This window comes from Erythrobacter sp. KY5 (genome assembly GCF_003264115.1).
Taxonomy (GTDB): Bacteria; Pseudomonadota; Alphaproteobacteria; order Sphingomonadales; family Sphingomonadaceae; genus Erythrobacter.
The window spans coordinates 325,575-338,667 of record NZ_CP021912.1; the positions used below are offsets into that span (position 1 = coordinate 325,575).

The 13,093-nt window shown below is 61.4% G+C and carries 14 protein-coding genes and 1 tRNA gene; 10 read left to right on the top strand and 5 right to left on the bottom strand.

Features of this window, described 5'->3' with window-relative positions:
- The first annotated feature begins 21 nt into the window (after positions 1 to 21).
- Positions 22 to 804: an NAD-dependent epimerase/dehydratase family protein gene (locus CD351_RS01530; protein WP_111990988.1), complete on the top strand. Its 783-nt coding sequence runs from the start codon at positions 22 to 24 to the stop codon at positions 802 to 804.
- On the opposite strand, the gene CD351_RS01535 is transcribed toward CD351_RS01530, so the two are convergent.
- Together CD351_RS01535 and CD351_RS01540 are read right to left on the bottom strand one after the other, a co-directional pair.
- Positions 787 to 1,686, bottom strand: a complete 900-nt coding sequence (locus CD351_RS01535; RefSeq protein WP_174214223.1) for a DMT family transporter — start codon at positions 1,684 to 1,686, stop codon at positions 787 to 789. The genes CD351_RS01530 and CD351_RS01535 overlap by 18 nt on opposite strands.
- Before the next feature lie 17 nt (positions 1,687 to 1,703).
- A complete protein-coding gene (locus CD351_RS01540) occupies positions 1,704 to 2,723 on the bottom strand; it encodes a low specificity L-threonine aldolase (protein WP_111990990.1) in 1,020 nt (339 codons plus the stop codon).
- 52 nt (positions 2,724 to 2,775) lie between these two features.
- Here CD351_RS01540 and CD351_RS01545 point away from each other — a divergent pair, with 52 nt between their 5' ends.
- Positions 2,776 to 3,105 carry a GNAT family N-acetyltransferase gene (locus tag CD351_RS01545; RefSeq protein WP_111990991.1) on the top strand — a complete coding sequence of 110 codons (330 nt, stop codon included), beginning with the start codon at positions 2,776 to 2,778 and terminating at the stop codon, positions 3,103 to 3,105.
- On the opposite strand, the gene CD351_RS01550 is transcribed toward CD351_RS01545, so the two are convergent.
- The 3 genes from CD351_RS01550 to CD351_RS01560 all read right to left on the bottom strand — a co-directional run bounded on the left by CD351_RS01550 (position 3,102) and on the right by CD351_RS01560 (position 5,667).
- Positions 3,102 to 4,628, bottom strand: coding sequence for a PH domain-containing protein (locus CD351_RS01550; protein ID WP_234027183.1), 1,527 nt, complete (start codon positions 4,626 to 4,628; stop codon positions 3,102 to 3,104). The genes CD351_RS01545 and CD351_RS01550 overlap by 4 nt on opposite strands.
- Before the next feature lie 36 nt (positions 4,629 to 4,664).
- Complete coding sequence (locus tag CD351_RS15920) at positions 4,665 to 5,402, bottom strand: PH domain-containing protein (protein ID WP_234027184.1); 738 nt, start codon at positions 5,400 to 5,402, stop codon at positions 4,665 to 4,667.
- 190 nt (positions 5,403 to 5,592) lie between these two features.
- Positions 5,593 to 5,667: transfer RNA gene (locus tag CD351_RS01560), tRNA-Thr, on the bottom strand.
- Positions 5,668 to 5,754: 87 nt separating this feature from the next.
- Here CD351_RS01560 and CD351_RS15825 point away from each other — a divergent pair.
- From CD351_RS15825 to lspA, 8 genes are read left to right on the top strand one after another with little or no spacing between them, the layout of a single operon-like run.
- Entirely contained in the window at positions 5,755 to 5,904 is a 150-nt protein-coding gene (locus tag CD351_RS15825; protein WP_174214225.1) for a hypothetical protein, read from the top strand.
- Between the two features lie 50 nt (positions 5,905 to 5,954).
- Complete coding sequence (gene gpmA / locus CD351_RS01565) at positions 5,955 to 6,641, top strand: 2,3-diphosphoglycerate-dependent phosphoglycerate mutase (protein WP_111990993.1); 687 nt, start codon at positions 5,955 to 5,957, stop codon at positions 6,639 to 6,641.
- Positions 6,642 to 6,667: 26 nt separating this feature from the next.
- Positions 6,668 to 7,147 (top strand): 5-(carboxyamino)imidazole ribonucleotide mutase, encoded by a 480-nt coding sequence (purE, locus tag CD351_RS01570; RefSeq protein ID WP_369880818.1) that lies wholly within the window; start codon positions 6,668 to 6,670, stop codon positions 7,145 to 7,147.
- Positions 7,144 to 8,217 (top strand): 5-(carboxyamino)imidazole ribonucleotide synthase, encoded by a 1,074-nt coding sequence (locus tag CD351_RS01575; protein WP_111990994.1) that lies wholly within the window; start codon positions 7,144 to 7,146, stop codon positions 8,215 to 8,217. Before purE ends, CD351_RS01575 begins: the two co-directional genes overlap by 4 nt.
- A 5-nt stretch (positions 8,218 to 8,222) precedes the next feature.
- Entirely contained in the window at positions 8,223 to 8,747 is a 525-nt protein-coding gene (locus tag CD351_RS01580; protein WP_111990995.1) for a dihydrofolate reductase, read from the top strand.
- Positions 8,747 to 9,688: a bifunctional riboflavin kinase/FAD synthetase gene (locus CD351_RS01585; RefSeq protein WP_111990996.1), complete on the top strand. Its 942-nt coding sequence runs from the start codon at positions 8,747 to 8,749 to the stop codon at positions 9,686 to 9,688. Before CD351_RS01580 ends, CD351_RS01585 begins: the two co-directional genes overlap by 1 nt.
- Positions 9,681 to 12,563 (top strand): isoleucine--tRNA ligase, encoded by a 2,883-nt coding sequence (gene ileS / locus CD351_RS01590; protein WP_111990997.1) that lies wholly within the window; start codon positions 9,681 to 9,683, stop codon positions 12,561 to 12,563. Before CD351_RS01585 ends, ileS begins: the two co-directional genes overlap by 8 nt.
- Positions 12,560 to 13,093, top strand: coding sequence for a signal peptidase II (gene lspA / locus CD351_RS01595; RefSeq protein ID WP_111990998.1), 534 nt, complete (start codon positions 12,560 to 12,562; stop codon positions 13,091 to 13,093). Before ileS ends, lspA begins: the two co-directional genes overlap by 4 nt.

A 13,093-nucleotide genomic window follows, 5' to 3' on the forward strand; every position in this document is an offset into this window, starting at 1 on the left:
CCAGCGATTAGAACGTTTGGCATGGCGCATTTGTTCATATTCGGCCTCGGCTACACCGCAAAACGGATCAAATCGGAGCTCAAGGAGCAAGGCTGGAGCGTCAGCGCGACGGGCAGCGACGGCGATATCGATTTCGGCGATAGCGACGCGGTGACAAATGCGCTCGCGCAGTCCAGCCACGTCCTGTCATCCGTCCCGCCCGACCGCAAGGCAGGGACCGATCCGGTGCTGGAGGCTTATCGTCACGCGCTGGAAGGGCGCGATCTCTATTACCTCTCCTCGACCGGAGTTTACGGCGACCAGCAAGGAGCCTGGGTGGACGAGGCCTCGCCAACCGGCGCAGGTCGTCGCAATGCACGCTCTGACGCGGACGCTGCGTGGATGGAAATGGGCGCGCGCGTTTTTCGCCTGCCGGGCATATACGGTCCGGGGCGCAGCGCGCTCGACCGGGTGCGCGAAGGTAAGGCGCGGCGGATCGACGTGCCGGGCCAAGTCTTCAGCCGGGTCCATGTCGACGATATTACCAGCGGTGTGGTCGCGGCACTGATGCAGGATGCACCGCCGGGTGCGTACAACCTTGGCGATGACTTGCCGGCGAGCGGGAACGCAGTGACAGAATATGCCTGCAAGCTGCTGCGTGTGGAGCCCCCGCCGATGCAGACGCTTGAAGAAGCCAACCTTTCCGAAATGGCGCTGGGCTTTTATTCCGAGAACCGGCGGGTGGCGAATGGCAAGGCGAAGCGCGTGCTCGGCTGGGAGCCGAGATATCCGACCTATGTCGAAGGATTATCGGCGCTGCTTTGATCGCAGCGCCAGAACCATTCCGATGACCGCGAGCACCATCCCCGTGATCGTCAGCCCGGTCCAGCGATAGCCCTCGAACAGGGTCGATAGCAGCATCGCAACCGAGATTGTCAGGATCGCGTTATACGCCGTGCGCCCCGCCCCGATTTCTCGCACGAGATTGTAGTGCAGCGGGAAAGTGATGACCGATCCGATCAGCGCAAGATAGACGATGCCCGCCCAGTAATTCGGGTTCGTCGGCAGCGGAGGTGGCCCGGCGGTCAGGAGAGCGAAGCCAAGATCGAACACCGTCCCGTAGAGCATCGCCCACGCAAGCAGGCTCACCATCGGCACCGCACGCCCGGTCGGGTTTGCCTGAATCACATTGGCAACCGATGCTGCAAGGATGCCCAGAAGCGCGAGGATGATGCCAAGCCCGACATTGCCTCCGATCACCCCGGCATTGGGATTGGACGTCCATTCGTGAACCAGCAGGAACGACACACCGACAATCGCAATCGCGCTGCCTAGCATGAATCCGCCCTGCACTCTCTCGCCAAGAAAAGCCCGTGCCAGAAGCGCATTGGGGACCATCATCAGGCCAAACATCAAGGCGACGATACCCGATGTGACGTATAGTTCCGCATGATAGACGAACAGGAAATTGCCGCTGAACTGGAAGATGCCGACCAGCACGGCAAGCCGGTGCTCAGGCCCCGTCAGCTTCAGGCGGCGCTTCATCAGGAAAGCGACCAGAAACAAGGCGGGCGTCGCCAGAAGAAAGCGATAGAACACCGACCATGCCGCTGGAACGCCATCGATCTGGCCGGTGATGACAAGCCAGGTCGAACCCCAGATCGTGCCGGTCAGCACAAAGGGCACGATCACCCGCCAATCGAGCATTGTTTGGCTTTGCGCGTTCACAGGTTGGCGATGGCCTTGCCAAGCGCGCTCGCATCGTCTGCGCGCGTGTCCCATGCCGTCACGAAACGCGCAGCGTCTTCGCCCCAGTCGTAAAATGCAAAGTGCTGCGCGCGCAGCGCCTCGCGTTCGGCCTGCGAAAGTCGCACAAACAACTCGTTCGCCTCTACCGGGTGCATCAGACGATCACGGCAGCCGCTCGCAATATCCTGCGCCGCCGCGTTGGCATGGCGGGCGTTGGCGAGCCACAGATCGCCTTCGAGCATGGCGAGGATCTGCGCGGCAAGATAGCGCCCCTTGCACTGAAGGTGCCCTCCACGCTTGCGGCGATACTTGACGAGGTTAGCCTGCTCGGGATCGAACAGCACCACGGCTTCTGCACTCATTCCGCCGTTTTTGATGAAGCCAAAAGCGAGGCTGTCGACCGGGCCTGCTGCATCCTTTGCCGATCCGCCAAGAAATGCAGCGGCGTTCGCAAATCGTGCCCCGTCCATATGCAGGCCAAGCCCGCGCGACCTGGCGAACGCACTCAGCGCCTCGATCTGGTCGGGCGAATAGCTACGCCCATACTCACTTGCCTGCGTGATCGCGATGGCGTGCGGCTGGACCTGATGCACGTCGTCGCGGATCGGGTCGATCAGCGCAGCAATGCCTTCAGGCGTCAGCTTGGCCCCCTCGCTACCATGGCCGTCGGCGCACAGCATCAGCTTTGCACCGTGGAGGTAGAAACCCGGAGCCCCGCCTTCGTCGACCTCGATATGCGCCTCTTCGTGGCACACCACACCGCCATGCGGCTGGCACATCGTGGCGAGCGCCAGACAATTTGCAGCCGTCCCAGTAGCCACCCAGAGCCCTGCACATTCGCGTCCGAACAGGTCGGTGAAGCGCTCGTCAAGTTCAGCGCTCAGCGCGTCGCCATCGTAAGGGCTGTCAGCGCTGTCGGCTGCGCGCATCGCTTCCCACACTTTGGGATGGACGGGGGCTGCATTGTCCGAAAGGAAGGGCTTCATCTGTGTCATCTTGGAACGCCTCTAACCGGCCACGCGTTTAAGGCAAGAAGGAGAAGCTCACATGACCGACATCGCCGAGAAAGTTTCGATAACCCACCACGCACAGGGACAGGGCGGCAAATATGTCGCTGTCGTCGAAGGCGAAAAGGCGCAGGGTCACCTTGAATGGGAACCGCAAGCCGGCCTTCCGCAGGAACAGGTCGCTGCCGGTGTGCGCGTCGCCACGCATACTATCGTGCCGCAAGCCATTGGCGGGCGCGGAATTGCGGGATTGCTGGTCGAGAGGCTGGTCTCGGACGCGAGGGCGAAGGGCTTCAAGATCGTGCCGCAATGCTCTTACGTGGCGAAAAAGTTTGAAGAAAACCCGGACTGGGCTGACCTCAAAGCCTAAGCCGTCTGGCTCTCCAGCTGAGAAAAATCGGTGGCGGCGATCGTTTCCATGATCTTGCCACGTAGCTCGCGTGCGCGTTTGAGAGGCACGCCGGGGATCGAGAAGGTGCCGCCCGCCTGGCCCAGATGGATAGTCGCATAGCCGCGCAAACGCGCGATCGGTCCTTGCGAAATTTCGACCGAGTGGAGCTTGAGACGGGTCGCAATCTGGCTCTTGGGCGCAAGCACGCCGCGCGTTGACATGATCTGCGTGTCGCCAAGCGCGTGACGCTTGAACCGCCATGCCAGAGCATTCGCAATTACCGTCAGACCGGCCAGCACAAGTGGGATCCCGACCGCGACCGCGACCCATTCGGGCGAATAGATTGCCGTCGCAACGCCAGCGACAGCTGCCCCGAACACGAACCAGATCGATTCAACGATTGTATTGTCGACGAGGTACTTCGCGCTCGCGCGTCGCCAGTCGGCGTCCTCGCCCGGCAGCCTGAAACCAGCAGCTTCGACGATTGGCGCGATCTCATCCATCTTTGCAAACGGGGCGACGACGTGGCTCGACGCGCCCATATCCTGAGCGAGGCTGACGAAGCTGAGGCCATGCCAACCAAAGCGGTAGCGCACGAAACCGGTCGACAGCGATACTCCCTGCACACGGTGGATCGGCATCACCACGTCGGTCTTGGTGAAAAGCCCGCGCCTACGGCGAAAGCCGCGCGCGGTGCGCTCAAGCAGAAATCCCCACTCGCGCGCGAAGACACGGATCATGCCCGTGAGCGAACCGATGATCAGCAGAACGACGATCCCGGCAATCGCTCCAAGCACTTGCATCGTTGCATCAAGCGCACTGAGGTTGATGCCCGTCTGGTCGATCCAGTCGCGCCAGATATCGGGATCCCAGAATTTAAAGTCGAGCAATGTATCGGCATATTGCAACAGCCCGCCCAGCACTGCGAAGACGGCCAGCGAAAACTCGAACAGGCCGAAAGTGAACAGCCTTCGCGGCCCCATCGTGAAGAGCGGTTCGGCCTGCTCTTCTGCGGGTTTGGCAAGGGCGCCCTGATCGGACGCGGCGCCCGGCTCGGCGCTTTGTTCGTCCCGCCGTTCGCGAACCAGCTGCCGCAATTCCTCACCGCGCTCTTCGGTGAGATAGGACAGGCTCAGATCTTCGCCGCCGCCCGCGCCGGTCTCGAACTTGACCGCGACGAGGCCAAACAGGCGCGGGATCAGCTTCTGCTCAAGGCTGACGTCCTGAATGCGCTCATAGGGGACCGAGCGGGCAGCGCGGCTCAAGACGCCGCTTTCCACCCGTATGTCCTGTTGCCCGATCGTGTAGGTGAGCCGCTTCCAGGCGAGATAGCTGAACGCCGTGCCAATCGCGATGATCGCAAGCGCTGCGGGCACCGCGACCAGCAGACCGAACCCACCGGTGCTGAACATGATCGCAGCGACCGGCAGGGTGGAATTCTGCACACTCGCCAGTGCGCCGACCATCACGGTCTTGAAATCCGTGTTGCGCGGCTGGTTCATGGGCGTTTCTGCGGGGGCCTGCTCGACCATCTGCTTTTACAGCGTCTCGCGCTTGATGTGAGCGCGGATGGTTTCGCGCATTTCGACAGCGAGTGCGTGCCCCAGGCCGGGCAGCTGAACCGAGGCGTTGTGGCTTCCCGCTGTGTGAAGCGTCAGGGTCGCGATATCGAGCGCACGCTCAATCGGCCCCTGATCGACATCGATATGCTGAACCCTCCCGAACGGCACGACCGTATCGCCGCGAAAGAGTATCCCGCGCACAACGCGCAGCCGATCTCGGCTGATCTGGTAGCCGCGCGCATTGTAGCGAGCGAGCGGAATCCGGATCGCGATGAACAGCGCAACCAGGACCACAGGCCCCAGGATGATACCGGTCGGAAAGTCGAGTTCCTGGCTGAGCACAAGCTCAAGCGCGGCAGCGCCCGCGACGATCACGAGCGAAACGATGATCGCTCCCACTCGCATCAATAACTTGTAGTTGGGGTGCAGCTTTGTGAGCTCGCCCTCATCATCAAGCGGACCGAGTTGCGATTCGAGTTCGGCTTTTGCTTCGGATTGAGCGGGAGGCTGCTCCTCGACCGACGGTCGCGGAGTGTATGTCGCATCGCGGGGATAGGGCGCGGAAGACGTTGCCTTGTTTGGCGAAGGCGGTGTTGGCGGGGCCGCCCTTGGCGCGTCCCAAGGCTTTGCGCCGCCCTTATGGCCGAACAATTGCCTTGCGCTGCCCGCCTGCTTGCCGTTGTCTCCGGCGTCATCCCCACCTGTTTCGCTCATGCAGCATAGATGATGAACCCGGCGCAGACACGCAAGACCCAAAGCGTCATGCTTTCGTTGAAGCAGTCAACATGTTCGATGAAGAGTGGACCACTCGAACTCGCACAGTTCGCAAGCGCGACCGCGCGCCGGTCGGTCAGGCCGCCCTTCGCAGGCATGAGCGAAGCGAGTTGCCGTGAGAGAAAAAGGATGGTGCTGCTGGAGAGAATTGAACTCTCGGCCTCACCCTTACCAAGGGTGCGCTCTACCACTGAGCTACAGCAGCCAATCGAGGCGCGCCCTATTGTCGGGTGCGCGGCGAATGTCAAGCGCGGGCTTGATGAGAGAATGCGTCCGGGGCAAGGCATGTCGCATGAATGACGAAACCGGCAAGAAAATGTCGCGAGAAGAGCGCATGGCCGCAAAACTGCGTGAAAACCTTCGTCGCAGAAAGGCTCAAAGCCGCGAACTCAAAGCCGAATCAGGCGAGAACGGGGTTTCCAAGGGCGATCCTGAGGGCTAACGCGCTGTCTCTTGAGGCGGGCGCGGATAGCCTGCCGCGCGGGAGCCGACATGCCTAAGTTGATTTTGGTCCGCCACGGTCAGAGCCAGTGGAACCTCGAAAACCGCTTCACGGGGTGGTGGGATGTCGATCTCACCGAAAAGGGCGTTGCCGAAGCGAAGGATGCGGGCGCGCTGATGAAGGAAAAGGGTGTCTTGCCCACGACCTGTTTCACCAGTGTCCAGACCCGCGCGATCAAGACGCTCAACCTCGCATTGGAAGACATGGGCCGCCTGTGGCTCCCTGTCGCGAAGGACTGGCGTCTCAATGAACGCCATTACGGCGGTCTCACGGGACTCAACAAACAGGAAACCCGCGACAAGCACGGCGATGAGCAAGTGCATATCTGGCGCCGCAGCTTCGACACACCGCCCCCGCCGATGGAACCCGGCAGTCAGTACGATCCCGGAGCAGATCCGCGCTACGAAGGGATCGACGTGCCCTATACCGAGAGCCTCAAGCTCACGATTGAGCGCGTGCTCCCCTATTGGGAAAGCGACATCCTGCCGGTGCTCGCCAGCGGAGAGACCGTCATCATCTCGGCGCACGGCAATTCGCTGCGCGCGCTGGTGAAGCATCTCTCGAACATCTCCGATGAGGACATTACCGGTCTGGAGATCCCAACCGGTCAACCGATTGTCTACGAATTCGATGATACCATGACGCCGGGCGAACGGTATTACCTGAAAGACAGCTGAGGGGCTTTGTTTACGTGGCCAAAGAAGTGTCAGGCAAGGTAGCGATCGTAATGGGGAGCCAGTCCGACTGGCCCACCATGGCTCACGCGAGCGAGATACTGGACGAGCTTGAGGTCGAGTATGAAGCGCGGATCGTCTCCGCACATCGTACGCCCGACCGCATGAGCGCCTTTGCCAAGGGTGCCGAGGGTGAAGGTTTCGACGTCATCATCGCGGGCGCGGGCGGCGCGGCGCATCTGCCCGGCATGATCGCGGCCATGACCCACCTCCCCGTGCTCGGTGTTCCGGTCCAGTCCAAGGCGCTGTCAGGCATGGATAGCCTCCTTTCCATCGTCCAGATGCCCGCCGGGGTCCCGGTAGGCACCCTTGCCATCGGCGAGGCAGGTGCAACCAATGCGGCCCTGATGGCGGCCGCAATCCTCGCCATCAGCGACGAGGATCTGTCGGAGCGGCTTCAGGATTGGCGCGCCGCGCGCAGCAACGCCGTTGCCGAGGCCCCGGAATGAGCCCCGCCCAGCCCGGATCGACCATCGGTATTCTTGGCGGAGGCCAGCTTGGCCGAATGCTGGCGATGGCGGCGAGCCAGCTCGGCTATCGCTGCATCGGATATGCGCCAGCCGGGGACAATGTTTCTGCCGATCTGTGCGCAGACTTTTTCGAGAATGGCTGGGGCGACACGGCGGCTCTCGCAGCGTTTGCCTCGCAGTGCGATGTGGTGACATGGGAATTCGAGAATGTCCCGCTCACCGCCGTCAATGCAATGCCCGCAGACCGCCTCTCTCCCGGCGCCCGGTCGCTTGAAGTCGCGCAGGATCGCTTGGCCGAGAAGCGCTTCGTCGAAGAATTGGGCGCGCAATGTGCGCCCTATATGCGGGTCGAAAGCGACGACGATTTTCGCAGCGCGCTGGAACGGATCGGAACGCCCGGCATCCTCAAGACAGCGCGCGAAGGCTATGATGGCAAGGGGCAGTGGCGCATCGCATCCGTTCACGAGGCCGAAGGCGTCCGCTTTCCGGGTCGTCCATGCGTGTATGAAGGCATGGTCGATTTCGACGCCGAGTTTTCGGTCATTCTCGTGCGCGGACATGACGGCGAAGTACATATCTGGGATTCAACCGCAAACACGCACGAAGGCGGCATGCTGGTGCGATCCACCTTGCCAGCCGGTCCGTCGGTCGAGGCACAGGTTGAGATCGCCCGCGACATCGCGCGCCGGACCGCCGATGCGCTGCAATATGTCGGGGTGCTCACGCTCGAATTCTTTGCGACCCGGCAGGGTCCCGTTTTCAACGAAATGGCGCCGCGCGTGCACAATTCGGGTCACTGGACCATCGAAGGCGCAGCGACGAGCCAGTTCGAAAACCACATCCGCGCCATTTGCGGCCTGCCGCTGGGCGCGACCGAAACGCGCTTTGCCAGCATCGACATGCGCAACATCGTTGGCGAAGAGGCGCAATCTGCCCATCGCATTCTGGCCGAAGATGGCGAGCCGCACCTTCATCTTTATGGCAAGCGCGAGGCGCGCGAGGGGCGCAAGATGGGCCATGTCACGCGGGTCAGCCACAAGGCACCGTGAAAGCAATGGAAAGCCATGAAATTGTCCTGATCTACGCGCGTGCGTCCAACGGCGCGATCGGCTTTGAAGGTCGGCTGCCGTGGTATATCCCCGCGGATCTCAAGCGCTTCAAGGCGCTTACGATCGGCAAGCCAATGATCATGGGCCGCAAGACCTTCGAGAGCCTTCCAGGCCTTCTCCCCGGTCGCCGCCATATCGTGCTAACCCGCCGCGACAGCTGGGATAGCCAGGGCGCCGAGCATGTCTGCGATGTGGATGAGGCCCTGGATGCAGCGAAAAAGGGCAACGACACCGGCGAAATCGCCGTGGTCGGCGGCTCTGCCATCTACGATCTCTTTCGTCCGATGGCGGATCGCATCGAAGTCACCGAGATCCATGCCGAGTTCAAAGGCGATGTCTTCATGAAACCGCTTGGCGCGGAATGGGACGTCGTATCGCGCGAGGATCACGGCGCGCAGGGCGATACACCTGCCTACTCCTTCGTCACTTATGTACGCCGCGATGACGAGAGCGCCGAGGGCGAGGGCTGATGCGCTGGCTCGATCACCGTGAACAGGTCACGCAGGCGTTGCGCGGCGCGGTTATCGCATTGGGCAATTTTGACGGGTTTCACCAGGGCCATCAGGCCGTGGCGGGCGAAGCGATACGCTGGGCGCATGAAGAGGGTCGCCCCTCGATCATTGCCACATTCGACCCGCATCCGGTTCGGTTTTTCCGACCCGACGTCCCGCCCTTTCGCCTGACCACACTCGAACAGCGACAGGAATTGTACCTTGCCGCCGGAGCGACGGCGATGCTGGTGTTTCACTTTGACGGCGACCTGGCCGGAACACCTGCCGAGGACTTCATCAGCGACATCCTGATCGAGCGGTTCGGTGCTTACGGCGTGGTGACGGGCGGCGATTTCACCTTCGGCAAGGGTGCCAAAGGCGATGTAGACCTATTGCGCGAATTCGGCGGCAAACATGGACTCAAATCACGCATAGTCGATGCGGTTGAGGGCCATGGCGACGTAGTCTCTTCCAGCCGCGTTCGCGAAGCCCTGCGCGAGGGCAAGCCGGAACTCGCAGCAGAATTGCTCACCCGCCCGTTCGCGATCCGCGGGATCGTCGAACATGGCGACAAGAATGGCCGCAAACTGGGCTATCCGACCGCAAATCTCGCGATCGACACTTATCTGCGCCCGAAATACGGCGTCTATGCGGTCACCGGAAAGATCCTCGCCACCGGCGAAGAGCTGAAAGGCGCGGCCAATATCGGCGTTCGCCCGCAATTCGAACCGCCCAAGGAACTGCTCGAACCCTATTTCTTCGACTTTTCGGGCGACTTGTATGGTCAGGAAATCGAAGTCGCCTTTCACCACTTCCTGCGCGGCGAGGCGAAGTTTGACAGCCTTGAGGAATTGACCGTGCAGATGGAGAAGGATTGCGAGGAAGCGCGAAGGCTTCTAAGCGCCCTTCCCGATGACTGAAGAAACCAAACGCGACTACAAGGACACCGTTTTCCTGCCGAAAACGGACTTCCCGATGAAAGCCGGCCTTCCCCAGAAGGAACCGGGCATTGAGGCACGCTGGCGCGAGATTGGGCTTTACGAGAAACTGCGCGAAGCACGTCGCGGGCGCGAGAAGTTCATCCTCCACGATGGCCCGCCCTACGCCAATGGCGACATGCATATCGGCCACGCGCTGAACCACATCCTCAAGGATATGGTCTGCCGCACGCAGAACCTGATGGGCAAAGACGCGCCCTATGTGCCGGGCTGGGATTGCCACGGCCTGCCGATCGAATGGAAGGTCGAGGAACAGTACCGCAAGAAGAAGCTCGACAAGAATGCGGTCGACCCCAAGGAATTCCGCGCTGAATGCCGTGCTTACGCGCAGAAATGGGTCGATGTTCAGCGCGAGCAGCTCAAGCGCCTCGGCATCATGGGCGACTGGGACAATCCCTACCTCACGATGGATTTTGAGGCCGAAGGCACGATTGTTGCCGAGCTGATGAAGTTTGCCGAAGCGGGCAACCTCTATCGCGGCTCGAAGCCGGTTATGTGGTCCCCGGTCGAGGAGACCGCTCTGGCCGAGGCGGAGGTTGAATACGAGGACCTGACGGATAGCCCGCAGATCGATGTGGCGTTTGAGATCATCGAGAGCCCGATCGAGGAATTGGTCGGCGCGCACGCGGTGATCTGGACGACGACGCCGTGGACGATCCCGGTCAACCAGGCTTTGGCCTATGGGGCCGATGTTGAGTATGTGGCTATTGCTGGCCGCCAATACATGCTCAAGGACAAGTATGCGCCTGAAAAGCCTGATGATCTGGAAACCCTATGGAAGGGCGTAATCCTAGTTGCGGCAAACCTGCTCGACGACTTTAGAGCTCGGTCCGCTTTCCAGATCGATAGCATCAAGACCGTGTGGCAAGGCAAGGGCTCCGACCTCGCCGGAACCAAGGTCCGCCATCCGATGCATCATCTCGGCGGGTTCTACGAGACCCCGCGTCCGATGCTCCCCGGCGATTTCGTCACGACAGATAGCGGCACCGGCATCGTTCACATGTCTCCCGACCACGGCGAGGACGATTTCGACCTGTGCAAGGCGAACGGCATCAATCCCGTCTTTGCGGTGATGGACGATGGCCGTTATCGCGACGACTGGCTCTGGCTTGGCGGCGATGATGACCGCCGTCGCAGCGTCATCAACAAGCCCTTCAACGCGCCTGACGGGCCGATCTGCTCGGACTTGCGCGAAGCGGGCGCTTTGCTCAGCGCCTCTGCCGATTATCACCACTCCTACCCGCACTCATGGCGCTCGAAAGCCAAGGTTATCTATCGCTGCACGCCGCAGTGGTTCGTGCCGATGGACGACCAGCTCGACGGCGGCGGTACCTTGCGCAGCCGCGCCATGGCCGAGATCGAGCGCGTCGAATTCGTGCCTCCCAAGGGCGAGCGCCGTATCGGTGCGATGGTCGAAGGGCGTCCCGACTGGGTGCTCAGCCGCCAGCGCGCATGGGGCGTGCCGATCACGCTCTTCGTAAAGCCAGACGGCACCTATCTTCAAGACCCGGATGTAAACGCCCGCGTCGTCGCTGCGATCCGCGAGGAAGGCGTTGATGCATGGGAAGAGGCGCGCAAAGCCAAATTCCTTGGCGATGCGCACAATCCTGACGACTACGAGATGGTCACCGACATTCTCGACGTTTGGTTCGATTCGGGCTGCACGCATGCTTTCGTCCTCGAAAGCGGGCGCTGGCCGGACCTTACTTGGCCCGCCAACCTCTATCTCGAAGGCTCCGACCAGCATCGCGGCTGGTTCCAGTCCTCGCTGCTCCAATCGTGCGCAACACGCGGGCGTGCGCCTTACGATCAGGTGCTGACCCACGGCTTCACGATGGATGCCAAGGGTCACAAGCAGTCAAAATCGCTCGGCAACACCACCGACCCGGTCAAGATGATGGAGACGACCGGCGCCGACATCATCCGCATGTGGGCACTCTCGGTCGACTTCACCGAAGATCACCGCATCGGCGACGAGATCATCAAGGGCGTCTCCGATCAGTATCGCCGCCTGCGCAACACCTTCCGCTACCTGCTCGGCGCGCTTGACGGGTTTGTCGGCGATATGTCCGACACCGGCGAAATTCCCGAGCTCGAGCTCTACGTCCTGTCGCTCCTCAGCGAACTCGACGCGAAGCTCAGAAAAGCGGCGGAAGAATACGACTTCAATACCTACACACGGCTGCTGGTCGATTTCTGTAATGAGGATCTCTCTGCGTTCTTCTTCGATATCCGCAAGGACGTGCTTTATTGCGATGGGCCGGGATCGACCACGCGCAACGCTTATCGCACGGTGCTGGACCTGCTGTTCCACGCGCTCGTTCGCTACGCAGCACCGGTGCTGGTCTTCACCGCCGAAGAAGTGTGGAAGACCCGCTATCCCGAGGACGATGTTCCCGACGAGGATGGACAAGTCGGCAGCGTCCACCTGCTCGAATGGCCCAGCGTGCCCGCAGTCCCGGCAGACCGGGCGAAGTGGGATGCGCTGCGCGCCCTTCGCGAGCGGGTGACCGAAGCCATCGAACCGCTGCGCCGGGACAAGACCATCCGGTCGAGCAATGAGGCCAACGTCACCGTACCTGCAAGCGCGGTACCAGCGGGCGTGACCGACGAACAGCTTGCCGAATTGTTCATCACCGGGACAGTGACGCGTGGCCAAAGCGACGAGGTGACAGTCACCAAGTCCACCGATGCGAAATGCGGCCGCTGTTGGCGCTTGCTTCCTGACGTGCCTGAAGATGGCGCGCTGTGCGGGCGCTGCGATAGCGCGGTCAGCGAAATGGACGCAGCGCAATGAGCGGCCTGTTCACTCGCAACCGGCTGATCGGGCTTGCGCTCGCAGCATTTGTTGCTGCCATCGACCAGATCATCAAGTGGTACGTAATCGGTCCGCTCAACCTTCGCGGCGTGCGCCATATCGAACTGATCCCTTTCTTCGACCTCACCTACACCGAAAATCGCGGCATCTCGCTCGGCATGCTGCAAGCGACGAACATGGAAATGCGCTGGCTGCTTGTGGCGATGACCGCGTTGATTGCGCTGGTGGTGCTCGTGTGGATGATGCGCGAGCGGCTGCTTGGCGATATTCTCGGTCTCGGCCTTATCCTGGGCGGGGCAATCGGGAATATCTATGACCGTTATTCGCTGGGCTATGTGATCGACTATGCCGACCTGCATATCGGCACTTTCAGGCCCTTCATGATCTTCAACATCGCCGACGCCGCTATCACCATCGGCGTTGTCATCATCCTTGCGCGCAGCCTTTTCATGCGCGAAAAGGACGGCAATACGGACACGGATGGCACACCCATCCTGCGTGGAGAATAA